The organism is Tardiphaga sp., from assembly GCF_025356345.1.
Classification (GTDB): Bacteria; Pseudomonadota; Alphaproteobacteria; order Rhizobiales; family Xanthobacteraceae; genus Tardiphaga.
The window spans coordinates 1-22,094 of record NZ_JANXTC010000248.1; the positions used below are offsets into that span (position 1 = coordinate 1).

Consider the following 22,094-nt stretch of genomic DNA (forward strand, 5'->3'; position numbering starts at 1 on the left):
CAGCACGCCGACCACGCCGGTGGTACCAAGGCCGCGATGCACCTCGACGCCCCAGCCGGCGAGCTTCTCGGCGACGATGCCGGAGGTGCGGACTTCCTCGAAGCCGATTTCCGGATGGGCATGGAGATCGCGGCGGATCGCGGTCAGCTCGTCGGCATAGGCTTCGATGTGGTCGATGGTGGGCATGTGAGCGCTCCTTGGGTCAGAAAAAACGGGGAGTTAGCGTTTCCCGGATGCGGTGCGGCACCCTTGTGCCGCTCCGCGGATCCGGGATCCCGGTTGCTTCGTCAAAACCGGGACCCCGGCTCTGCGAAGCGATACTTCGTATCGCATCGCGTCCGGGGAACGTCGATCATGCAACGCACGCGAGTCATGTCGCGGGCGCGAGGGCGGGCGATGAGGTGGTCGGCGTGAACGGCGCGCCATTCGGCTTCAGGCGGATGCCCGGGCGCAGCCGCGTCCAGGGCAGGGTCGAGGTGTCGGCCGGCATTGCGCCGGGCGCGGCGCAGATCAGCAGTGAGCCTGCGATCGGCTCGAAATCGGCGCGGAAATGCACCGAGCTCTTGTTGACCAGGATCGATTCCGAGGTCGGCTCGATGCCGACGAAGCGGTACATCGCCTGATCCGCGAGCTGCGCCTTGTGCGAGGCGATCACCACGCGGATGTCGTTGATGCGCAGGCAGGCGGACAGGCCCATGTCCATGTCACGGCCGCCATAATAGGGGCCGTCGGCAACAAACTTGCCGTCGGACAGTTTTTCCACCGTAAATGTGTTCTCGTAGGGCGCATCGCCGGGAATGCCGGATTGGCCGCCGAGCGACAGCGTGATGGTGGCGCCTTCGCCGGCCTCATGCGCGGCCCTGGACGAGGCGGGATCGTAGATCACGCCGATCGAGGCTTTCGTCGCGTTGTTGCGCACCAGCGCGCGCAGCATGCCGGTGGTGTCGGAATCGCCGCCGGCGCCGGGATTGTCCTGGGTGTCGGCGATCACGATCGGCTTCGAGGCGGTCTTCGCCAGCTCCATCGCATGCAGCACGCCTTCGTCGGGCGTGTAGATCTTGCCGTCGAAATCGTCTTCGTGGCCGCTGACGAGTTTGACGATGGTGTCGGCCGCGGCGTCGGCGTCGGCCTGCGTCACGCCATAGGCGAACACGCTGGGTCCGCAATTCGGAATGTCGGCGGCGGGAAAGCCGGGGCAGAACGACAGCGTCGGGATCTGGTCGTCTTCCAGCGCGGCCAGCATCTGGTAGATGCCCTTCGTCGGCTGGTCGTTGGTGCACTGCCAGCTGATCGGAATCAGGAACGGCAATTGCCGGAATGCCTTGGCGAAGCTCTGCCCGGACAACAGCAACGCCATGTGGCGCGCACAGGCGCGGCCGGTATCGGCCATGTCGACATGCGGGTAGGTGCGGTAGGCGATCAGCGCGTCGGTGTCCTCGACCAGTTCGGGCGAGATATTGCCGTGGAGATCGAGGCTGATCACGAACGGAATGTCCGGGCCGATCACCTGGCGCACGCGGCGGGCGATCTCGGCCTCGCCGTCATCGAGATGTTCGGTGACCATGGCGCCGTGCAGATCGAGATAGACCGCGTCGAGCGGCAGCGCCGCCCGGATGCCGTCGATCATCTCGGTCACGATCCGCTCGAACGCATCCTTGGTGACATGGGCCGACGGGCTGGCGCCGCAGGCGATGGTCGGGATCAGCTCCCAGCCCTTCGCCTCGGCCGCCTCGATGAAACCGGCGAGGCCGACATTGATGCCGCGCATCACTTTCAGCACCTCGGCGCCGTGCGTCATCGACGGCCAGCCGCCGCCATGCACGAAGGCCTCAAAGGTCGCCTTGGTGGGGGCGAAGGTGTTGGTCTCGTGCAGGAAGCCGCCGATAGCGATACGGGTCATGAAGTTATTCTCGATTTCAATGGTTCGTCATTGCGAGGAGCCCTTGCGACGAAGCAATCCAGTTCTTGCCGATTCCGTGGCTCTGGATTGCCGCGTCGCTTCGCTCCTCGCAATGACGGATGATAGGCTGGAGCCTAGACGGCCGCGGCCACGTCGAGCCCGACCGGCCGGAAGTTGGCGAAATCCCATCCCCGTCCGGGCGCCGCGTCAAGCAGCTGTCGGGTATAGGCCTGTTGCGGATTTGTGAGGACTTCGCCGGCGGGGCCCTGTTCGACCACGCGGCCGTTCTGCATCACCGCGACGTCATCGCAGATCTGCGCGGCGACGCGCAGATCGTGGGTGATGAACAACAGGCCGATGCCGAGCCGGGTCTGGATGTCGTCGAGCAGCCGCAGCACCTGCGCCTGCACCGACACATCGAGCGCGGAACAGGCTTCGTCCGCCACCAGAACCTCGGGCTCCAGCGCCAGTGCCCGCGCGATGGCGATGCGCTGGCGCTGGCCGCCGGAAAATTGATGCGGATAGCGCGACACCGCGTCGGCCGGCAGATCGACCAGTTCGAGCAGCTCGCGCGCCCGGGCCATCGCCACGGCATGCTTGGTGCCGTAATTGATCGGGCCCTCGGCGATCGACTCGCCAACCGTGATGCGCGGGTTGAGCGAGCGATACGGGTCCTGGAAGATGATCTGGATCTTCTGCCGATGCGGCCGCAGCGCGTGCCGCGACAGGTCGGAGATTTCACGGCCGACGAGGCGGATGCCGCCGGAGGTCGGATCGATCAGGCGCACCAGACAGCGCGCCACGGTGGATTTGCCGGAGCCGCTTTCGCCGACGATGCCGAGCGTGCGGCCCTTGCGCAACGTCAGCGTGACATCCTGCGCCGCGGCGACTTCGCGCGCCTTGCCGAAGAACGAACGCTCGCGATACACCTTGCCGAGCTCGTTGGCTTCCAGCACCACCGGCACGAAGCCTTCCTGCACCCGTGGCGCGCGCGGCACCAGGCTGGGGACCGCCTTCAGCAGATTGCGGGTATATTCCATCGTCGGCGCGCGCAGGATGCCGTCGAGCGTGCCGGTTTCCACCAGCCGGCCGTGACGCATCACCGCGACGCGGTCGGCGATTTCGGCGACCACGCCCATGTCATGGGTGATGAACAGCACGGCGGTACCGTGGTCCTTCTGCAGATCGCGGATCAAGGTCAGGATCTGCTTCTGCGTGGTGACGTCGAGCGCGGTGGTGGGCTCGTCGGCGATCAGCAGCTTGGGCTCCAGCACCAGGGCCATCGCGATCATGATGCGCTGGCGCTGGCCACCGGACAGCCGATGCGGATAGGAGCCGAAGATGCGCTTGACGTCCGGCAGCCGCACCTGATCCATCATGTCGAGGATGCGCTTGCGGCGGGTGGCGGAATCCAGGCTGGTATGGGTGCGCAGCACCTCGTCGATCTGGTTGCCGACCGGGATCACCGGGTTCAGCGCCGTCATCGGCTCCTGGAAAATCATCGCCATGGTGGTGGCGCGCAACTGTCGAAGACGACGGTCGCTGGCCTGCAACACGTCCTCGCCGACCAGCTTGACGCTGCCACTGGTTGCCTTCAACGAATCCTTCGGCAGCAGCCCCATCGTCGTCAGCGAGGTCACCGACTTGCCGGAGCCACTCTCGCCGACGACGCACAGCGTCTCGCCCTGGCGGACCTGCAGCGAAATACCCTCGATGATCTTGTTGCCCGCCCCGGTCTTGCCGACGCCGACGCAGAGGTCGTCGATCTCGAGAACCAGCGGATTGCTGTTGACGATTGGCTTCATTGCTTCGTTCACTTGCCGCTCTCCCGCTGTTTCATGCGCGGGTCGAGCGCATCGCGCGCCGCGTCGCCGATCAGATTGACGCTGAGGATCGCGATCGACAGCAGCAGGCCGGGCCAGAAGATCAGCGATGGCTTGACCTGAAAGAACTGCCGGCCCTCGGCCATGATGTTGCCCCAGGTTGGCGTCTCCGGGCTGATGCCGGCGCCGAGAAACGACAGGATCGCCTCGGTCAGGATCGCGGAGGCGCAGACATAGGTGCCTTGCACGATCAGCGGCGCGACGGTGTTCGGCATCAGATGCCGCCACATGATCTTGGGCAGGCTGGTGCCCAGCGAGATCGCGGCTTCGACATAGGGTTCTTCACGCGCCGACAGTACCACCGAGCGGACCAGCCGGGCGACGCGGGGAATTTCCGGAATGGTGATGGCGATCAGCACGGTGGTCAGCGTGGCGCCGGACAGCGACACCACGGCGATGGCCAGCAGCACGCTGGGCATCGCCATCAACCCGTCCATCACGCGCATCAGCACGGCATCGATCGGCTTGAAGAACCCGGACACCAGACCGATCAGCAGACCGATGGCGATGCTGACCACGGCGGCGCCGAGACCGATGATCAGCGAGATCCGGCCGCCATACAGGATGCGCGCCAGCACGTCGCGGCCATAGGCGTCGGTGCCGAGCCAATATTCCGCGCTCATAGGCTTCAACCGCTGCGCCGGCAGCAGCAATTGCGGATCATGCGACGACAGCCAGGGAGCAAGGATCGCCGAGGCAATCACCAGCGCCAGGCACACCGTGGCAATCGCGATGATCGGCGTCGCCGTGAGGAAGCCGAGTGACGGACCCCCGCGCGAGGGAAGTGTTGCATTGGGTAGGGTTTCGATCGCCATCAGTCGGGGATTCCTAGTAACGAATTCTTAGTAACGGATTCTGGGATCGAGCAGCGAGTAAGCGAGGTCGATCAGCAGATTGACCATCACATAGACGAAGGACGTCAGCAGGATCATCGCCTGGATCACCGGGAAATCGCGCGCCAGCACCGCGTCGACCGTCAGGCGTCCGATGCCGGGCAGGTTGAACACGCTCTCGGTGACGACGACGCCGGAGATCAGCAGCGCGAAGCCGGTTCCGATCACGGTGATGACCGGGACCGCCGCATTGCGCAGCGCGTGGCGCAGCAGCACACCGCTTTCATTGATGCCCTTGGCGCGCGCGGTGCGGACATAGTCCTCGCCCAGCACGTCGAGCATCGCGGCGCGTGTCATGCGCGCGATCAGCGCGACATAGATGAACGACAGCGATACCGTCGGCAGGATGATGCGCTCGAAGAACGGCCCAAATCCCTTGAAGATGCTGCGGAAGCCCTGCACCGGGACCCAGCGCAATTCGATCGCGAACACCTGGATCAGCACATAGCCGATCACGAACACCGGAATCGAAAAACCGATCACCGACAGCGCCATGACGAAACGGTCGATCCAGGTGCCGTGCTTCCACGCCGCGATGACGCCGAGCGGCACCGCCACCAGGATCGACACCAGCATGACGCTGAGCGCGACGCTGATCGAGGGCTCGACGCGCTGGCCGATCAACTGCAGCACCGGCACGTTCGAGATCAGCGACGTGCCGAGATCGCCATGCAGCAGCCGGCCGACCCAGGTGATGAACTGGGTGTAGAGCGGTTCATTGAGGCCGAGCTGGGTGCGAATGCGATCAAGCTGTTCCGGCGTGGCGTTGTCGCCGGCGAGGATCGCCGCGGGATCGCCGGGCGTCAGCCGCAGCAACAGGAAGACGAACAACGCCACCACACCCATGACGGGAATGGCGGCGAGGATTCGGCGAATGAGATATCCGAGCATGACGCGTTCCTACCGGCCGACGACGCCGGACGTTTCACACGTCTGGCGCAAAGGGATCGGGAACGTCGCGGGCTCGTTGCATAATTTTATCATGGTCCTCACTGTCACAACTTGCCTGCAAAAGGAATGAGCAAGTCCTGTGCCACTGCCACAGTCGGCGCGCCTTTTCAGGCGCGTCAACGTGGCGTCGTTGTGCCTCAATCCAGCGTCGCCAGCAAACCGGCCATCAGGCGGCCGCGTTCGACCAGGCTGTCGACCTCGATGAATTCGCCGAGCGTATGCATGTCCGCGCCGCGAACGCCGAGGCCGTCGAGGGTGGGGATACCCATCGCGCCGGTAAAATTACCGTCGGAGCCGCCGCCGGAGCTTTCATGCTGCAGATCGATGCCGAGATCCTTCGCCACCAGCCGGGCTTTTTCGTACAGCGCCATGGTGCCGGCGTCCGGCTCCCATACCGGTCGTGTCACGCCACGTGTGACCTTGAAGGTGACGTCGTTCTCGGTGCCATTCAGCGCCATCATGCGCTCGATGCCGGCATCGAGATCGGCCTGGCGCTTCGCCATGCTGAGGGCTTCGCCGGTACAGGAGGAGGCCACGCAATTGACCCATTTTCCACCGTGCACAATGCCGACGCTGAAGGTGCAATCCGGGCCGGTCATCGCGTCGATGGCGAGGATCTGCCGCGCCATTTCGCGAATCGCCGAACGTCCGCTGGACAGCGTGGCGCCGGAATGGCTGGGCTTGCCGATGGCTTCGAGATTGAAGCGCGCGATCGCGTAGCGGCCGGTGACGACGCCCTTGCCGCCGCGACCCGCGGGCTCGGGCACCAGCACGTATTTGTTGCGGGCGGCTTCCGCCTCGATGATGTCGCGCGTCGAGGGCGTGCCGACTTCCTCGTCGGGCGTGAACAGGATGGTAATCGGCAGCGGCGTCGTGAACGAGGCGCGCGCCAGTTGCCGGATCGCTTCCAGCGACAAATAATTGCCGCCCTTCATGTCGCAGATCGCGGGGCCGTAGCATTTGGCGCCGTCACGGCGCCACTTCAGCGTTTCGAGGGTGCCGACCGGATGCACGGTGTCCATGTGACCGGCGATCAGGATACCGGGCTGGCCGAATTTCGGATGTGGAAAGCGGGCGCGGATGCAGCCGCCAAATCCCATGCGTCCGGCGACGCGTTCAATCGTCGCACCCATGATCGCCATGTCGCGCGCGGCGAGATCGAGCATGCCGTTGACGGCATTGGCATCCCATGTCGGGCTTTCGCATTCGACCCAAATGCGCAGGCCGGAAAGCATCTCGTCGGCGTCGAAGGGAAGGTTGGCGGGATTCATCGGAGCTTCCTTGTGGATAGGATGTCGATCGCGATCCGTCGAACGTTGTGCTTGCGATCATTGCGCGGGCTGTGGCGTGACTTAGCAGCAGGTGATTTGAGTTTGCAAACGGGCGAGGGCGCGACGTGATTGCGCAGGGCGGCGGCGACATGAAAACCCGATTGACGCGCAGCGCGCTTGGTGCAAGTCTTTGATGTGTAAAAGATTAAATGCCACGCGCGGTGACGCCTAAATTTCTATCGCGTTGCATAATGAATCATCGACCGATGATCAGTTTCCAATCAGGAGAGACCGATGTCTTACATCTCACGCTGGCGGCATTCCGCGGCGTTTTCGAAATCGACCCTGACCGGGATGGTGGTCGCAGCCGCGCTGGCGCTGCCGACCTTCTCGCTGCCGGCGTTGGCCGCGGGCAAGACCATCACCGCGGTGATGCATTCCGATCTGCGCGTCATCGATCCCGGCCTGACCACCGCGTACATCACGCGCGATCATGGTTACATGGTCTACGACACGCTGCTGGCGATGGATTCGGAGTTCAAGGTCCAGCCGCAGATGGCCAGCGTCAAGATTTCCGACGACAAGCTTGTCTATACATTTACGCTGCGCGATGGCCTGAAATGGCATGACGGCAAGCCCGTCACCGCGGAAGATTGCGTCGCCTCGCTGCAGCGTTGGGGCAAGGCCGACGGCATGGGCCAGAAGCTGATGGACTTCACCAAGAGCATCGAGGCGCCCGACGCCAAGACCATCGTGCTGACGCTCAAGGAGCCCTACGGCCTGGTGCTGGACTCGATCGCCAAGCCGTCGTCGCTGGTGCCGTTCATGATGCCGAAGCGGCTGGCGGAAACGCCGTCCGGCAAGGCGATTGCCGAGCAGATCGGTTCGGGTCCGTTCAAATTCGTGCAGGCCGAATTCCAGCCCGGCGTGAAGGCGGTGTATGAAAAGAATACCGACTACGTACCGCGCTCCGAGCCCGCGAGCTGGGCCGCCGGCGGCAAGGTCGTGAAGGTCGACCGCGTCGAATGGATCACGATGCCCGATGCGCAGACGGCGGTGAATGCGCTGCAGTCCGGCGACATCGACTTCCTGGAAAATCCGTCGTTCGATATCCTGCCGGTGCTGGCCAAGGATAAGGACCTCAACCTGGAGATCCTCAACAAGCTGGGCTACCAGACGCTCGGCCGGATGAACTTCCTGTTGCCCCCATTTGATAATCTGAAGGTGCGCCGCGCCGCGTTCCTGGCGATGAGCCAGAAGCCGGTGCTCGACGCGCTGGTCGGCGATCCCACCTACTACAAGACCTGTGGGTCGCTGTTTGCTTGCGGTACGCCGTTCGGCAACGAGGCCGGCGGCGATTCGCTGGTCAAGGGCAGCGGCATGGCCGACGCCAAGAAGGCGCTGGCGGAATCCGGTTACGATGGCACCCCCGTCGTGATCATGGCGCCGACCGACGTCATCACGCTGAAGGCGCAGCCGATCGTCGCGGCGCAGTTGCTGCGCGAGGCCGGCTTCAAGGTCGAGGTGCAGGCCACCGACTGGCAGACCGTGGTAACCCGTCGCGCCAGCCAGAAGCCGGTCAAGGAAGGTGGCTGGAACATGTTCTTCACCAACTGGGTCGGCGCCGACATCCTCAACCCGATCTCCAACGTCTCGATCTCGGGTCGTGGCACCAAGGGTGGCTGGTTCGGCTGGTTTGACGATCCGAAGATGGAAGAACTGCGCGACAAGTTCTCGCGCTCGACGTCGCTCGAGGAGCAGAAGGTCATTGCCGCCGAAGTCCAGGCGCGCGCCTATGACCAGGTCGCGTATCTGCCACTTGGCGAATACAGGATCCCGAGCGCGTGGCGGAAGTCGCTCACCGGCGTGCTGCCGGGCGCCGCGACCCCGGTGTTCTGGAACATCGACAAGAAGGAATAGCCTGGTCCGCTACGGCGGTTGAGGTTTGACGGTGGCCGCGCCGGCCTGAGCGATCAGGCCGGCGCAGCCGTGTCGGGATGGGGCTTTTCGCCGCGCCCCGCTTTGCGTATAGAGGCGGTCTAGCTGCCGCGCGGGCCCGTCTGACCGCCCGCGCCCACCCGGACAAGAGTGCCCTCATGGCGATAAGCGACACCAAATATCTGTCGGCGGATTATGCCGACCGGGTCGAACAGGCGATCCAGGCCCACGACGTCGACGCGCTGGTGGAATTTGCCTACGGCTATCCGTGCCGCTGCGCCAAGCGCAAGGGTGAGCCGCTCTGCGTCTGCCAGATGCAGGCCCAGGCGCTGCGCGCCAAGGTCGTGCCGCTGGCGCTGTTCGCGGGCAAGATCGAGCGGGTCTGAGCGGGCAGGGTGATCCCGCCGGATGTCCAGCCGGACGGCGGGCTTTGCTTTGCCACCGGGCTCGACTATGCAGAAGGCCTGATCCAACGATCAATGCGGACGTGGCGGAACTGGTAGACGCAAGGGACTTAAAATCCCTCGATGGCAACGTCGTGCGGGTTCGATTCCCGCCGTCCGCACCAGCTCTAATGGCAAAACAGCAAGGCCTCTGGAGCGGAATAATTTAGCATCGCTTGGCATCGTCCGCTCCGTCATGGCGAGGAGCCCTTGCGACGAAGCAATCCAGTCTTCCTTTGTGGCTTTCCGGATTGCTTTGCTTCGCTCGCAATGACGGCATTTACGCACTGCGTGGTGCAGGTGCCAAGGGCCCGGGGGCAGGCAGGACCCAGATCAGAACATGCCGCGCAGGTCACGGCGCCCGTTCACAATGCGGATGATCTCGATGCAGCCGACCGGGCCCTCATCACTGTCCGGGTCGGTGCGGTACAACAGCAAATAGGGGGCTTCGACCAGCATCCGCATCGACGGTCGAATGTCGGAGCGGCGAATGCCCATGCGGGGTTGCAACCGCAGCAATTGGCACTTGGTTTCGATGCGATCGAAATAGCGTTCGGCGGCGGCGGGCTGTTCAAGCCCGATCATCACGTAGATGTCCATCAGGTCGATTCGGGCCTGGTTGGACCACACCAGTTCAGTCGGCATTGCCCGCGACTTTTTTCGCGCCTTCCAGCCGCGCGCGGGCCTCTTGCCGCAGCTTCTTCATATCCTGCGCACCCGCGGGGCCGCTGGCGATGCCATCGTCCCACATCTGTCGCAGCCGCTGGATGTCTTCCTGGCGGAGTTCGCGCTTCAACTGCCAGTCCCGGACGGCCTCGCGCACGATCTCGCTGGTCGTCGCGTATTCGCCGGTCTCCACCGCTGCCTTGAGCGCAGCAACCTGCTCGCCGGTCAGGGCGATGCTCACTTTCTCAACCGACGCCATGTCCGCTCCGTGCCGTTATGGTGGTAGATATTACTACTTCTTGACACTAGCGGCAACGCGGTCGGACGGGCTGGACCTGCGTGATCCCTCGACGGCAACGTCGTGCGGGTTCGATTCCCGCCGTCCGCACCAGTGGTGGCGCCTCAATCCGGTCACCGGGGGCTGCTTTACGCAGCGTGATGGGTGGTTTACCCAACTTCAATGCCATTCAGGTTAGCTTGCTGCATGATCGATCGATGTCCCGGGAGTGACCTGGTAGAGGGGGCCCTGCTGTCGCGCGCCGTTTCGGCGCTCGCATTGCTGGCGCTCGGGATCCAGCTTTCCGGCTGCGCCAATATCGGCGACAGCTTTGCGTCGGCGGCCTTCGTCGATCCCGCCAAATACGACATGATGGACTGCAAGCAGCTCGAGGCCGAGCGCAAGTCGCTGGCGGCGCGGACGGCCGAATTGCGCGGGTTGATCGAGAAGGCCAAGACCGGCAGCGGCGGCACGGTGGTGAGCGAGCTCGCTTACGGCAATGACTACATCTCGGTACGGGCGTCGACCAAGCTGGTGGAAGAGAACTGGGAGCGCAGCAAATGCGTGGCCAGCGCCGTGGTGGTGACGCCGGCCGAGCCCGCCGCGCCGGCGGTCGGCGCCCGCAAACGGGCCAGCGTCGCCCGCTAGGGCCTGATTGCTAATCGTTCAATCTTGTCCCGGACGCGATGCACCACGCCCAAGTGGGTGCGTTGCATCGCGTCCGGGACACGTGCGGCTGGGCACAATCCGTTACGACCACGGCCTTCTGGACCAGACCGCGGCGGCCATCACGGTCGCCAATCATAGATCCAGTTTTGCCGCGCTTGCAGCCGCGCCGTGCCGAGCGCCTGCATGGTGAGGTCGCGTGCGACGGCCATTGCACCGCGCAAATGATAGATCTGGCCGGATTGCCGCGCGGTGCGCTGCACCCGGCCGACGCGGGCGCGGCGGGCCGCCGCGTAACGCGCCAGGGCCGCCGGCACGCCGCCAGGATCGCCCAAGCACCTGGCCAGCACCGCGGCGTCCTCGATCGCCATGCCGGCGCCTTGCGCGACAAAGGGCAACATCGCATGCGCGGCGTCGCCGAGCAGCGCCACCGGTCCCCGGTTCCAGACCCCGCCATCCGGCATCGTGAACAGGGCCCAGCGGCGCCAGTCACCGACCGCCTCGATCATGTGCCGCGCGGCGTCCGGCCAGCGCGCCGCCGCGAAATGATGCCTGATCTCGGCGATATCACCCGGCGCGCTCCAGCTCGGGCTGTCGAGCGTGCCGGGCATCAGGGCAACGATATTGGTCTGCTGGCCCGACGCCATCGGGTAGGCCACCAGATGCGCCTTGGGTCCCATCCACAATTGAACGCGGGGCGGTGTCAGCTCGGCCGGAAGCCGCCCCGCGGCGATGGTGCCGCGCCAGGCCACCAGCCCGGAAAAGCCGGGCTGGACATCGGGGAATAATTGCTGCCGCACCGCCGACCGCACGCCATCGGCGCCAATCAGGGCCAGCGCGGACAGCGGCGCGGCACCGTCGCCGGAGCGGACCACGACGCCGTCGCCCGTGATTGCGAAATCCGTGAACGGACAACCGAGGCGAAGCTCGATGGCGGGGATTGCCTTGACCTGAGCCAGCAACGCGGCCTGCAGATCGGCGCGGTGCAGCAGCCAATAGGGCGCGTCGGTGCGGCCGTCACCCCTGTCGCGCAGCGGCAGCCGGATCACCTCGCCGCCACGGCGCACGCTCATGATGCTGACCGCGTCCGGCGCGGTGATAGTCGGGGCGAGGCGAGGGCGCAGGCCGAGGTCGGTCAGCACCCGGCTGGCGTTCGGCGACAGCTGCAGGCCCGCGCCGGCTTCCTCCAGCCGCGCGGCCTTTTCCACGACAACCACGCGACAACCACGCGCGGCCAGTGCCAGCGCCGCCGTCAACCCACCGATGCCGGCGCCGGCAATGACGATGGGGTGCGACGTCGTCACCAAGACCGATCAGGCGACCTGGTCGTGCAACACGCATTCGGGCGGGCGCGCTTCGCCGGGGCCGAGATCGGTGGCGAGGCGGTACAGCGTCGAGCAATACGGGCAGATGATCTCGTTGTCGTTGCCGAGGTCGAGGAAGACGTGCGGATGGTCGAACGGCGGATTGGCGCCCACGCACATGAACTCCTTCGAGCCGATCTCGATGATCGGAACGCCGGCATCATTGTGAAAGTGTGGAACGACGTGGTCGGACATCTTCTCTACCTTTGCTGGCATTGTGCGCCGACAACGCGGCCGGCGGGCCATTCAGTGCGGCGCACCATACCGGCGGCCGATGGAGATTCCTAGGCCGTGATAGCCGCCGCAATGGAGCAAATTCGACACAATCTCGTTGCCTCCGAGAAGCCCTTCTTTCGTCGGGGCTGTTGTGTCGGGAAAATGGCGCACCACCTGTCCTAAAGGTGCGGCAATAGGGTTTTGAGCGATGTGGCGGCGGATCGACACGGCACTGACGGGCATCGCGGTGTGCGCGACCGTTGGCTTGCTGTTGTGGCCGCAGGCCCGCGACGCCGGTGCCGTGCTCGCGGCGCAAAATGATCCGGTGGCGCTGGCCAATGCGCAACTTGTCGCCGCGCTCCGCAATGATCCCGCAGTACTGACCCGCAATATCGACGACGCGCTGGCCGCCGACGACGCCGATCTGGCGAAGAGTTTTGTCGACGTCGCCGCGGCACAGAAAATCGTATTGTCCGACGCGGTGTCGAAACGCGTCAGCGATGCCGTCGCCGAGGAAAACTCCGCGTCGCATTTCGCCGGAAAATTCGCCTCCGGTTTCATCACCGGTAATGCCGATGATGTCGGCAGCATGTCCGGCACGGTGGCCGGCGATCTGTTCGTGTTCGGCGACATCCGTGATGTGGTGCGCGAGGGCAAGCATCTCGCTTTGGGCGAGGATACCGATCACCTGATTCTGGGCCTTGCGGCCGTCGGGCTGGCCGTGACCGCCGCCACCTATGTGACGGTGGGCGGCGTGGCCCCGGTGCGGGCCGGTCTGACGCTGGTCAAGGACGCGCGCAAGGTTGGTCGGCTTGGCGAGGGCCTGACCGCCTGGGCCGGCCGCTCGGCGCGCAATGTCGTCGATACGCCGCTGCTGCAAAGCGCGCTGGCGGATGCCTCGCTGCTGCGGCCGGGCAAGACCATCAGCGCGGTGAAGGCCGCGTTCCGCAGCGACAGGGCGGGTGGCCTGGTGCGGCTGGCCCAGGATGTCGGCCGCGTGGGCGAAAAGGCCGGCGCGCGCGGCGCGCTGGATACGCTGCGCATCGCGCAGGGCCCGAAGGATGTCGCGCGCGTCGCCAAATTGGCCGAGACGAAAGGCGGCCAGACCCGCGCGATCCTGAAGATGTTCGGCCGTGGTGCGATCCTGCTGGTCGCGGGCGCCTTCAACATGAGCCTGTGGATGCTGTGGGCGGTGTTGGCGCTGTTCGGCTTCGTCGCGTCCATCAAGGCCACCACCGAGCGCGTCACCTGGTCGTGGCTGCGGCGCTCGAAGGCGCGAAAGGCGCGCCGCGAATTGCAGCTTCGCCACGAAATCGCCTTGCGGCCCGCACTGGCGGCCAATGCGTTGCACGGATAAACTGTGCCTCCCGCCGACCAACATCTTCCATCATAAACGGAATTCTGGATGCCGAGCTTTCACAACGGCGCTGTTGAAATTGCCTATCTCGATGAGGGCGAGGGCGATCCGATCGTTCTCGTCCATGGCTTTGCCTCCAGCAAGAACGTCAACTGGGTGTATCCGACCTGGGTCTCCGAGCTGAAGAAGCACGGCAAGCGGGTTGTTGCGCTCGATCATCGCGGCCATGGCGATTCGACAAAACTCTATGATCCCGAAGATTACCATCTCGGCATGATGGCGGACGACGTCCGTGCGCTGATGGCGCACCTCGACATCGAACGCGCCGACATGATGGGCTATTCGATGGGCGCGCGCATCACCGCCCTGATCGCCGAAACCCAGCCGCGACTGCTGCGCAGCGCGATCATCGCCGGGCTTGGCATCGGCCTGATCAAGGGCGGCGGTCCGGGCGAGAATGTCGCGGTCGCACTGGAGGCTGATTCGCTCGACGACATCACCGATCCGGTCGGCCGCACCTTTCGCACCTTCGCCGACCAGACCCGCTCCGACCGCCGCGCGCTGGCGGCCTGCATGCGCGGCTCGCGGCGGCTGATGACCGTCGAGGAGGCCGCGCGCATCACGGTACCCACCTTGATCGCGGTGGGCACCGCCGACGAGATCGCGGGCTCCGCGCAGGAATTGCAGCAGGTGATTCCCCATTCCGAAGTGCTGGACATTCCGAACCGCGATCACATGCGGGCGGTCGGCGACAAAGTGTACAAGGAGGGCGTGCTGGCCTTCCTGTCGCGCCGGCCTTGATCGGGGCTGCATCTTGTATTGGACGCGCGACCGCCCACTTCTCAGGCACGCCCCGCGCTAAGGCAGTTTCTCGGTGCGCGGCGAAATATCCGCCGAATCAAGGTCTTGGCCGCTGATGCTCGGGTAAAGCCGACGTTCTTTACCGCGCAAGGCGTGCCGCGACAGTCCGCCGCGTTGTGCTATACTGCATGACCGAACCGAAGAATTTGCGAGTCCAGCATGGCCGTGTCGAACGTAAATCCGCAGAATGCAAAACTGGCGACGCTTGATCCGATCTGGGACCGGATTCGCAGCGAGGCGGAGGACATTGTCAGCCGCGAGCCGGAACTGGCGTCGTTCGTCTATTCGACCGTGCTCAATCACACCCGGCTCGAAGAGTCCGTGGTGCACCGCGTCGCCGAGCGGCTCGATCATTCGGCGCTGTCCGGCGACCTGATCCGTCAGACCTTTGAGGAGGCGCTGCGCGACGAGCCGGATCTCGGCAATGCGTTTCGCGCCGATCTGGTCGCCGTGTTCGACCGCGATCCCGCCACCACCCGCTTCATCGATCCGCTCTTGTACTTCAAGGGGTTTCACGCGATCCAGAGCCATCGCCTGGCGCACTGGCTGTTGAAGAAGGGCCGCAAGGACTTTGCCTGGTATCTGCAGAGCCGGGCGTCCGCGGTGTTCCAGACCGATATCAATCCGGCCGCCCAGATCGGCCGCGGCATCTTCCTCGATCACGCCACCGGTTTTGTCGTCGGCGAGACCGCGGTCATCGAGGATGATGTTTCGATCCTGCATGGCGTTACGCTGGGTGGTACCGGCAAGGAGAACGAGGACCGTCACCCGAAAATTCGCCGTGGCGTGCTGATCGGCGCCGGCGCCAAGATTCTCGGCAATATCGAGGTCGGCCATTGCGCGCGCATCGCCGCGGGTTCGGTCGTCGTCAAGCCAGTGCCGCACAATGTCACCGTGGCCGGTGTGCCCGCCAAGATCGTCGGCGAGGCTGGTTGCGCCGAGCCGTCGCGCACCATGAACCAGATGCTCAACGCGACCGGGTTGTGATCGCCGCGCCGTGGCAACCGTTTGAGCCGGGTCTGTGATTTTTCGATAAACCGCCTAGCGGCGCGCGCCGGCACGCTTTAAAGCTTCGCCGTCAGCTCAACCAACATCAATTGCATTGGAGATCCCTGTGGACGTTCAGGAAGTCAGAAAGCTCGACGCCTATCTCAAGCGTATCTTCGGCAATCAGAAACTCCGCGTCGTGCCGCGGCCGAAGAAGGACGATTCCGCCGAGGTCTATATCGGCGAGGAATTCATCGGCGTGCTGTTCGTCGACGACGAGGATGATGATCGCTCGTTCCAGTTCCAGATGGCGATCCTGGAAGAAGATCTCGTCGAGAACGACTGAGTTGATCGCTGACCGGGTTTACCGCTTCGGTCCGCTCAACTGCAGGGTCAGCGCATCCATCGCATTCCCGACCTCGCGCCATTGCTCCAGCCAGGCGCGGGGAAAACGGAAGACCAGGTCGGCGCCGCCGATGCGGCGCTCGCTCAGGCACATGCCGGGCGTGCGGGCGTCGCGGGTGCAGCGCGCCACCAGCGCCGGCGCTTCGCCGAGAAACAGATCTTCCTGGCTGTAGGGCGAGGCATCGCGGAACGGCCGCGTCGTCAGCCCATCCTGAACCGGCATCAACTGGTCATCATAGCGCGGATACACCGTGCGCAACCGCGCCTCCGGCGACATCGCCTCATGATGCGCCGTGATCGACAGAAAAATCCGATCGATCGGCTGCTGGGTTTCATCGAAATTCTCGATGCTGACATGCGTCGGCACGTCGCTGGCTTCCAGCGAGGGGTAGAGGTAGCTGAGATCGACGCGTTCCTGCGGCCCGGAATGTTTCTGCACCTTGCGGCGAAACGCATGGGTCGGGACGTTGAACAGAGTGGCGCCGACGCTGACCGGAATCCGGTCGGGATCGCCCGCCCGGCGGCTCTGCCAGGTCGGCCACAGCAGATAGGCGACAAGGGCCAGGGCGGTGGCGGCCAACAGCCCGCCGGTCATGATCGGAACCAGATGGCTGCGCCGGCTGCGGCGCCATTGCCGCGATCGGGACGTGGTTGGAAAAAGCAGGGACATGCGCACGCAACTGATGAACGGGAAGGGCGGCCGGTAGCCGTCGAATCAACCTCGAATATGCCAGCGGGTGGTTAACGGCCCTCTTGGTTTGCGGTGGTCGATGTGCCGGTCCGTCATGCGCCAGGCGCGGTCGCCATTAACCGTTTATTAAGGATAGGCTGGCGCGGGTCGGCGGGGTTTGCGATGCAGGGACGGTGTTCCCCGCAGCGAAAGAGTGCCGATGTCCCCGGACGCGTTGAATTCCCTGTTCCAGATCTGCATCGGCTTCGCGCTCGCGGGCGTGCTGTCCAGCGGCTACCAGGCGCTGGCGCAGCGCCCCGCCGGCTTTGGCCTGCTGAAGCAGGGGCCAGGGCCGCAGGCGCTGGCCGCCGTGCCGTTCCTGGTATTCGCCGCGCCGTTCCTGATCATGCGCAACACGCTGCGGCCCGGCCAGATCGAGCAACACCGCTTTCAGTTCGTGATGATCGCCACCGTGCTCGCCGGTTTCTGGAGCCTGATGTCCGGTACGTTCATCGTCATGACCCTGCGGGCCGTGGGCCTGCTGGCCTAAGTCTGGTGATCCATGGCAAGGTTCTCCGTACAGGGAGAACACCACCACCATGGCGATCTACGAACTCGACGGGCAGGGCCCGGATCTTCCGGCTGACGGAAATTACTTCATTGCCGACAGCGCGCAGCTGATCGGCAAGATCCGGCTGCTGGCTTCCGCGAGCGTCTGGTTCGGCGCGGTGTTGCGCGGCGACAATGAATGGATCGAAATCGGCGAAGGCTCGAACGTGCAGGACAATTCGACCTGCCACACCGACAAGGGCTTTCCGCTTGTGATCGGCAAGAACTGCACGATCGGCCACAACGTCATCCTGCACGGCTGTACCATCGAGGATGGCGCGCTGATCGGCATGGGCTCGATCGTCATGAACGGCGCGCGGATCGGCCGCAACAGCGTGGTCGGCGCCGGTTCGGTGATCACCGAGGGTAAGCAGTTTCCGGAAAATTCGCTGATCATCGGCGCGCCGGCGCGGGTCATTCGAACCCTCGACGACGCGCAGATCGCCCTGATGAGCGGCGCGGCGCGTTCCTATGCCGTCAATGGCCCACGCTTCAAGAACGGGCTGAAGAAGATCGGCTGAGGCCTCTCAGCCCTCGGCTTCATTCGCTTCGACCTCGCCGGCGACGCGTTCATGGCCGGCGCTCCACAGCGAATGTTCGTCGCTGCCATCCTGATACGGATTGGCCTCGGCGGGAATGCCTTCCCGGGCGGCGCGTTGGCCTTCGTCAAACGGATCTTTTGCCATGTCTGTGCTTTCAGGCTGGAGGCGCCGCGACGTTGCGGCGGGAGGTTGGCTGGCCGGAGTTCGACGCGCTCTTGCGCAGCGCATCTTTCAGATCGAGTGGTACGCCGTGTTTGTCAGCAGGTCGGCGAAAGCCTCGTCGGCCAGTTGCCGCGGCGTACCCATCCTGTCGCGGCCAGCGTATCGGAGTCGAAGCCGATCAGTTTACGCATGGCGCGGCTTCCGCGGCGCCGTGCGCCAGCGCTGCTTGCGTGAATCATCATAGGTCTTCGGCTGGTGTCGATGCGGCGCCCGCGCCTCGCCGAGTCGCGTCGGGCAGTTCGATGGGTTCACGAAACGGCTTGTCCCACGACACAACCGGGCTTCATTTGCGAAAAACTTTCACCGCATCAAGTGCGGCGTCGCCAAATCGTTCCAGTCGGGGAACTCGCGGCGTTCCGGCCCGTTGATCGCCGAAGGAAGAATTGCCATGACCCATGCCTCAAAGCCGATCATCTGCGCTGCTGCCATTGTCCTGCTGTTGTCCTGCAACGCCTTTGCCCAGTCGGGTGACGCCGTGGATGACGTGACTGGCCGTCTCGTCAGCACCACCAGCCCCGGCACCGCGAATTCAGGCGTCGGCATCGGTATTGCCGGCGGCGTCACCGCCGGCGGAACCTTGTTCTATGACAAGCCGACCACCGGCGATGCCGCGGTGGATGCGCAGGACCGCGAGGTCGACCGCAAGCTCAACAGCATCTGCAAGGGCTGCTAGCAGGCGACGCGGGAGCTGGAAAACCTGTCCCGCAGCATCCAGTCGCGATTTGTTGAGCGGCGACACGGCATGGCTGGTGGCTATTTGCCGCGACCATATTAATTGTGGAGCGTGGTTCGGGATGGGCGCGGCTGATTGACGGAGAGTGGTTCATGTTGCGGAAGATGGTGTTGGCGGCGCTCGCGGTGGCGGCGCTCGGAATGGCGGCCCCGAACGAGGCCTCGGCGGGCGGCGGCTTTGGCGGCCATGGCGGCGGATTTCATGGCGGCGGATTTCACGGCGGTGGGTTCAGGGGCGGCGGCTGGGGCGGTCGCGGAATTGGCTTCGGACTGGGATTGGGTCTGGCCGGCGCCGGCCTGTATGGCGCTTACGGTGGCTATGGCGGCTATGGCTATGGCGGTTACGGATATCCGGTCTATGGCGGCTATGATGACGAAGGCGGCTGCTATCTGGTGCGCAAGCGCATTCGCACCCCGGCCGGCCTTCGCTACCGCCGCGTCGAAGTCTGCGAATAATCAGTTCGACTGATACGGAGTTGAACGAGCATGCGGCCGCGGTTTCTATCCGCGGCCGTCTTCGCAGGGGCGGCAAGCGGTCCGGCGATCAGCTGAGCACGTGGTCTTCCGTCAGCCAGGCCTGCATCTGCTTCCAGCCAGCTGCGGCAGCTTCCTGGCGATAGCTCGGTCTGTAGTCGGCGTGAAAGCCGTGCGGGGCGCCGGGGTAGATCTTGACTTCAGCGATTTTGCCGGCCGCCGCCTGCGCCGCCTTGATGTCCGTAGCCAATTGCGTCGGGCGCTTCGGCCACGCCGGATTGGGCGCGTCGACCAGCGGGCGATAGAACGTCAGCCCGGCCCTCAGCGCCGAACCATAGGCGGCGTATTCGCACACATTGCGGCCTGGAGCAGGGTCTGATTCATATTGTTGATTGTTGAGATTGCTTGAAAGCTTATCAGGCCGATCGCCGCCTCGACTCGGACCTGTCGGTCTTCAGTTCTGTCAATGCGAGACGTCATGAACACGCTGGTCGTGGCGATCAGCGCTGCCAGACCGAACGCAACGGTCATGAGAAGACCAATGCCCCAGCGGAAATGCGTCCACTGCTCACCTTCGATCGCGGAGAGCCGGATTTCAATCTTGTCGAGGCGGCCATCGTCCATGCCATCAAATGGGCCGCCCGATTTTAATCCCTTGCCCATGCCGGATTGGTGCTGCTCCATCGCAGCGAACTGGTCCAGCTTCGGCTTGGGTTCGGCGGGCATCCATTATCCTCGCGACGGCCCAGAAGCAGGGCCGCCGGGGCGTTACGTTGCAGGTGGATCGCACCCGCAGCTTCAATGTTCGCCAAGCTCGAATTGGGCGCCGATCTTGGCGAGCTGCCCAAAAAGTTGCGGCCAGCTCTTGGGGGAGAGCTGGCCGCGCGCGATCCGGTCTGGGACGGGGAGGGGTGGGGATGTGACCGGGTCGCGTGTCTCCGAAACGGTTGTCGTTCAGCGCGAGCGGGCGCTGGCGGTGGCCACCGCGGGGCGGGAGTCACCGAGCGAGACCCAGACATTGGGATCGCTCTGCGACTGGCGCTTGACGAAGCGGTAGCCGGTGTCGGTCCAGGCCACCACGCTCTCGTTCTGATTGTCGAGAACGAACTCGCCCTTGTCGGTCTTCACCGTCAGCACGGCGTGGCCTTCGCCCTTCTTGTCGCGCACCACGGTGATCAGCAGCGCCTCGCGGGGCCAGCCGGCATCGATCAGCATCTTGCGCTTCAACAGCACGTAGTCCTCGCAATCGCCGTAACCATCGGTCGGCAGCGACCACCTCTCGATCACGCCCCAATGATCCATGTCGGTCATCGGCTTGACGGTTTCGTTGACCCAGCGGTTGACGCGCAGCAGGTCCTTCCAGGCGGTCTGCGTGATCACGATGTCGCGCGCCTGGCTGGCGCCGCCGTTGCAATCGCCCGGGTTCTCCGCGCAGAATTCAACCCAGCCGATCGGCGACCGCGTGGTGTCCCCGAGGCTCGCATAAAGTCGCTCGTCGCCGGCCTGCGCCGCCGCCGAAAATCCGAACAGGATGGCGGCGACCGCCAGTCCCGTGATCCGCCCCTTGCTACCAATCATCATAGCCCCCGCTTCTTGTTGGGACCATGTTTTGCACAGAGGATTTGTCGCGCCGCTAAATCGCGCGGCGACATTTGAAGCGAATATGGCTCAAACAAAAGTCGAATGCGAAATGTAGTTGAATCGAATTTGATTCAAGTTTGATCGACTGGAATTGATTCAAATCTTACATGTTAAGCCGGCACGCGCCGCAAATGCTGCGGTTGCGGCCGCAAAGGCCGCCGGCGTTAACCGATGGAACCCGCGCTACGAAAGCAAAAGGCGGTATCCGCTAACGCGGATACCGCCTTTGAACTTCGGAGAAATCGCCCGCCGGGGCGGTCGGCCGTTTACCGGGCGTTGACGCTATCTTCCAGCGTATCGGCGGGCTGCTCGTGGACGAACTCCAGCGCGAAGCCTTCCTCGAGATGACGCACCACGCGCGACCGAACCCGGCCGAGCATGACCTGCATGTTCATCGGCGGACGCTTCTCGGCGGCCAACGCCGCGCCGGACAGCGACAGATCGATGATGCGGCAATGCATCTTGGTGCCGTCCTCGAGCGTGAGCACGGAAAGCGGGTTGCGCGGCACCACGCGCTCGTGGCGGCGGTCTTCCGGCAAATTGAGAATGTCGCGGTTGGCGAGCCAGGTCAGCTGCGCCGCGAGCTTGTCGCGTTTGCGCGGCGTGGCGCCCACGCTCATCGCAAAACCATTGTCGATGATCCGGGTCAGCTTGCCTTCGACGCGGCCGACATGGTCGAGATAGGCGATCACGCGGTCGCCGACATTGCCGATGCCGGGGCCGAGCAGCGCCAGGCCGCCCGGCGACATGTTGATGACCTGGCAGGGGAACTCGCGGCGATCCGGCAGCATGTAGCGACCCAGCAGATGAACTTTGACCCGCTGATAGCGGCGTCGTTCATCGGGAGATGGAAGAAGGGATCGGGTCTGCGCAAACGCCATCAATGCCGTGCCGGTTATGCGGTTCAAAGCCAATCATGACCGTACCACCGACAGGGTTAACGCTGGGTTAGCATATACCGACAGCGCAATCTTCCGGAGACAGGCCACGTGCCGATATCCATACGACTTTATCGCAGCCCCTCATAGACGATTAGTCCGCGCGCCGCCCGCAGCTTGCGCAGGGCGCGCGGCGCAAAGCGCTGTGGCTGGTGTGCCAGATAACGGAACGAGGTCATCTCCAGCGG

Annotated in this window: 25 protein-coding genes, 1 tRNA gene and 3 pseudogenes; 12 read left to right on the plus strand and 17 right to left on the minus strand. The window is 64.4% G+C overall.

Translation table 11 applies throughout. The annotated features are described in order from the left end of the window. The 6 genes and pseudogenes from Q0S16_RS15050 to Q0S16_RS15075 form a co-directional block, all read right to left on the minus strand. Positions 1–186: pseudogene (locus tag Q0S16_RS15050) on the minus strand (amidohydrolase); the annotation flags it as partial. Between the two features lie 184 nt (positions 187–370). Next, entirely contained in the window at positions 371–1,900 is a 1,530-nt protein-coding gene (locus tag Q0S16_RS15055) for a M81 family metallopeptidase (RefSeq protein ID WP_295849629.1), read from the minus strand. A 134-nt stretch (positions 1,901–2,034) separates the two neighbouring features. Then, positions 2,035–3,705, minus strand: a complete 1,671-nt coding sequence (locus Q0S16_RS15060; RefSeq protein WP_295849674.1) for an ABC transporter ATP-binding protein — start codon at positions 3,703–3,705, stop codon at positions 2,035–2,037. A gap of 8 nt (positions 3,706–3,713) precedes the next feature. Then, the gene (locus tag Q0S16_RS15065) at positions 3,714–4,598 is read right to left on the minus strand and encodes an ABC transporter permease (protein ID WP_295849631.1); all 885 of its coding nucleotides are present in this window, start codon (positions 4,596–4,598) and stop codon (positions 3,714–3,716) included. A 27-nt stretch (positions 4,599–4,625) separates the two neighbouring features. Then, positions 4,626–5,567: an ABC transporter permease gene (locus tag Q0S16_RS15070; protein WP_295849634.1), complete on the minus strand. Its 942-nt coding sequence runs from the start codon at positions 5,565–5,567 to the stop codon at positions 4,626–4,628. Between the two features lie 197 nt (positions 5,568–5,764). After that, the gene (locus tag Q0S16_RS15075) at positions 5,765–6,898 is read right to left on the minus strand and encodes a M20/M25/M40 family metallo-hydrolase (RefSeq protein ID WP_295849636.1); all 1,134 of its coding nucleotides are present in this window, start codon (positions 6,896–6,898) and stop codon (positions 5,765–5,767) included. Between the two features lie 354 nt (positions 6,899–7,252). On the opposite strand from Q0S16_RS15075, the gene Q0S16_RS15080 reads away from it, so the two are divergent. The 3 genes from Q0S16_RS15080 (at position 7,253) to Q0S16_RS15090 (ending at position 9,404) form a co-directional block, all read left to right on the plus strand. Continuing rightward, a complete protein-coding gene (locus Q0S16_RS15080) occupies positions 7,253–8,818 on the plus strand; it encodes an ABC transporter substrate-binding protein (RefSeq protein ID WP_295849676.1) in 1,566 nt (521 codons plus the stop codon). Positions 8,819–8,994: 176 nt separating this feature from the next. Further along, positions 8,995–9,222, plus strand: a complete 228-nt coding sequence (locus Q0S16_RS15085; protein WP_295849638.1) for a hypothetical protein — start codon at positions 8,995–8,997, stop codon at positions 9,220–9,222. A gap of 95 nt (positions 9,223–9,317) precedes the next feature. Further along, positions 9,318–9,404: transfer RNA gene (locus tag Q0S16_RS15090), tRNA-Leu, on the plus strand. Positions 9,405–9,612: 208 nt separating this feature from the next. Here the strand turns inward: Q0S16_RS15090 and Q0S16_RS15095 are convergent. Beyond that, positions 9,613–9,924, minus strand: a complete 312-nt coding sequence (locus tag Q0S16_RS15095; RefSeq protein ID WP_295849641.1) for a type II toxin-antitoxin system RelE/ParE family toxin — start codon at positions 9,922–9,924, stop codon at positions 9,613–9,615. Continuing rightward, entirely contained in the window at positions 9,914–10,204 is a 291-nt protein-coding gene (locus tag Q0S16_RS15100) for a type II toxin-antitoxin system ParD family antitoxin (RefSeq protein WP_295849644.1), read from the minus strand. Before Q0S16_RS15100 ends, Q0S16_RS15095 begins: the two co-directional genes overlap by 11 nt. Before the next feature lie 225 nt (positions 10,205–10,429). Between Q0S16_RS15100 and Q0S16_RS15105 the strand changes: the two genes are divergently transcribed. Continuing rightward, positions 10,430–10,870 (plus strand): twin-arginine translocation pathway signal, encoded by a 441-nt coding sequence (locus Q0S16_RS15105; protein WP_295849647.1) that lies wholly within the window; start codon positions 10,430–10,432, stop codon positions 10,868–10,870. A 140-nt stretch (positions 10,871–11,010) separates the two neighbouring features. On the opposite strand, the gene Q0S16_RS15110 is transcribed toward Q0S16_RS15105, so the two are convergent. Both Q0S16_RS15110 and Q0S16_RS15115 read right to left on the minus strand, forming a co-directional pair. Beyond that, positions 11,011–12,192: an FAD-dependent monooxygenase gene (locus Q0S16_RS15110; RefSeq protein ID WP_295849648.1), complete on the minus strand. Its 1,182-nt coding sequence runs from the start codon at positions 12,190–12,192 to the stop codon at positions 11,011–11,013. 9 nt (positions 12,193–12,201) lie between these two features. Beyond that, positions 12,202–12,447: a zinc-finger domain-containing protein gene (locus tag Q0S16_RS15115; RefSeq protein ID WP_295849650.1), complete on the minus strand. Its 246-nt coding sequence runs from the start codon at positions 12,445–12,447 to the stop codon at positions 12,202–12,204. 229 nt (positions 12,448–12,676) lie between these two features. On the opposite strand from Q0S16_RS15115, the gene Q0S16_RS15120 reads away from it, so the two are divergent. The 4 genes from Q0S16_RS15120 (at position 12,677) to Q0S16_RS15135 (ending at position 16,019) form a co-directional block, all read left to right on the plus strand. Next, positions 12,677–13,825 carry a hypothetical protein gene (locus tag Q0S16_RS15120; RefSeq protein WP_295849651.1) on the plus strand — a complete coding sequence of 383 codons (1,149 nt, stop codon included), beginning with the start codon at positions 12,677–12,679 and terminating at the stop codon, positions 13,823–13,825. Positions 13,826–13,873: 48 nt separating this feature from the next. Beyond that, positions 13,874–14,626, plus strand: a complete 753-nt coding sequence (locus Q0S16_RS15125; RefSeq protein WP_295849653.1) for an alpha/beta hydrolase — start codon at positions 13,874–13,876, stop codon at positions 14,624–14,626. A gap of 219 nt (positions 14,627–14,845) precedes the next feature. Further along, positions 14,846–15,673 (plus strand): serine O-acetyltransferase, encoded by an 828-nt coding sequence (gene cysE / locus Q0S16_RS15130; RefSeq protein ID WP_295849656.1) that lies wholly within the window; start codon positions 14,846–14,848, stop codon positions 15,671–15,673. A 127-nt stretch (positions 15,674–15,800) separates the two neighbouring features. Continuing rightward, positions 15,801–16,019 (plus strand): DUF3126 family protein, encoded by a 219-nt coding sequence (locus Q0S16_RS15135; protein ID WP_295849658.1) that lies wholly within the window; start codon positions 15,801–15,803, stop codon positions 16,017–16,019. Between the two features lie 18 nt (positions 16,020–16,037). Here the strand turns inward: Q0S16_RS15135 and Q0S16_RS15140 are convergent, their stop codons facing one another. Further along, the gene (locus Q0S16_RS15140; protein WP_295849660.1) at positions 16,038–16,748 is read right to left on the minus strand and encodes a hypothetical protein; all 711 of its coding nucleotides are present in this window, start codon (positions 16,746–16,748) and stop codon (positions 16,038–16,040) included. Between the two features lie 220 nt (positions 16,749–16,968). On the opposite strand from Q0S16_RS15140, the gene Q0S16_RS15145 reads away from it, so the two are divergent. Both Q0S16_RS15145 and Q0S16_RS15150 read left to right on the plus strand, forming a co-directional pair. After that, the gene (locus Q0S16_RS15145) at positions 16,969–17,298 is read left to right on the plus strand and encodes a hypothetical protein (protein WP_295849662.1); all 330 of its coding nucleotides are present in this window, start codon (positions 16,969–16,971) and stop codon (positions 17,296–17,298) included. 49 nt (positions 17,299–17,347) lie between these two features. Then, on the plus strand, positions 17,348–17,878 hold the full coding sequence (locus tag Q0S16_RS15150; RefSeq protein WP_295849664.1) for a gamma carbonic anhydrase family protein: 531 nt from the start codon (positions 17,348–17,350) through the stop codon (positions 17,876–17,878). A gap of 6 nt (positions 17,879–17,884) precedes the next feature. On the opposite strand, the gene Q0S16_RS15155 is transcribed toward Q0S16_RS15150, so the two are convergent. Beyond that, positions 17,885–18,043, minus strand: a complete 159-nt coding sequence (locus Q0S16_RS15155) for a hypothetical protein (RefSeq protein WP_295849665.1) — start codon at positions 18,041–18,043, stop codon at positions 17,885–17,887. Between the two features lie 466 nt (positions 18,044–18,509). Between Q0S16_RS15155 and Q0S16_RS15165 the strand changes: the two genes are divergently transcribed. Both Q0S16_RS15165 and Q0S16_RS15170 read left to right on the plus strand, forming a co-directional pair. Beyond that, positions 18,510–18,794, plus strand: coding sequence for a hypothetical protein (locus Q0S16_RS15165; RefSeq protein WP_295849667.1), 285 nt, complete (start codon positions 18,510–18,512; stop codon positions 18,792–18,794). A 152-nt stretch (positions 18,795–18,946) separates the two neighbouring features. After that, positions 18,947–19,309 carry a hypothetical protein gene (locus tag Q0S16_RS15170; protein WP_295849669.1) on the plus strand — a complete coding sequence of 121 codons (363 nt, stop codon included), beginning with the start codon at positions 18,947–18,949 and terminating at the stop codon, positions 19,307–19,309. An 88-nt stretch (positions 19,310–19,397) separates the two neighbouring features. Here Q0S16_RS15170 and Q0S16_RS15175 read toward each other — a convergent pair. The 5 genes and pseudogenes from Q0S16_RS15175 to Q0S16_RS15195 form a co-directional block, all read right to left on the minus strand. Then, positions 19,398–19,691, minus strand: a pseudogene (locus Q0S16_RS15175) (dienelactone hydrolase family protein); the annotation flags it as partial. Further along, the gene (locus Q0S16_RS15180) at positions 19,649–20,053 is read right to left on the minus strand and encodes a hypothetical protein (protein WP_295849671.1); all 405 of its coding nucleotides are present in this window, start codon (positions 20,051–20,053) and stop codon (positions 19,649–19,651) included. The pseudogene Q0S16_RS15175 and the gene Q0S16_RS15180, both read right to left, overlap by 43 nt. 228 nt (positions 20,054–20,281) lie before the next feature. After that, complete coding sequence (locus Q0S16_RS15185; RefSeq protein WP_295849678.1) at positions 20,282–20,905, minus strand: transglutaminase-like cysteine peptidase; 624 nt, start codon at positions 20,903–20,905, stop codon at positions 20,282–20,284. A 329-nt stretch (positions 20,906–21,234) separates the two neighbouring features. Then, on the minus strand, positions 21,235–21,849 hold the full coding sequence (locus Q0S16_RS15190; RefSeq protein ID WP_295849680.1) for a PilZ domain-containing protein: 615 nt from the start codon (positions 21,847–21,849) through the stop codon (positions 21,235–21,237). A 128-nt stretch (positions 21,850–21,977) separates the two neighbouring features. Continuing rightward, a pseudogene (locus tag Q0S16_RS15195) lies at positions 21,978–22,094 on the minus strand (PAS domain-containing protein); the annotation flags it as partial.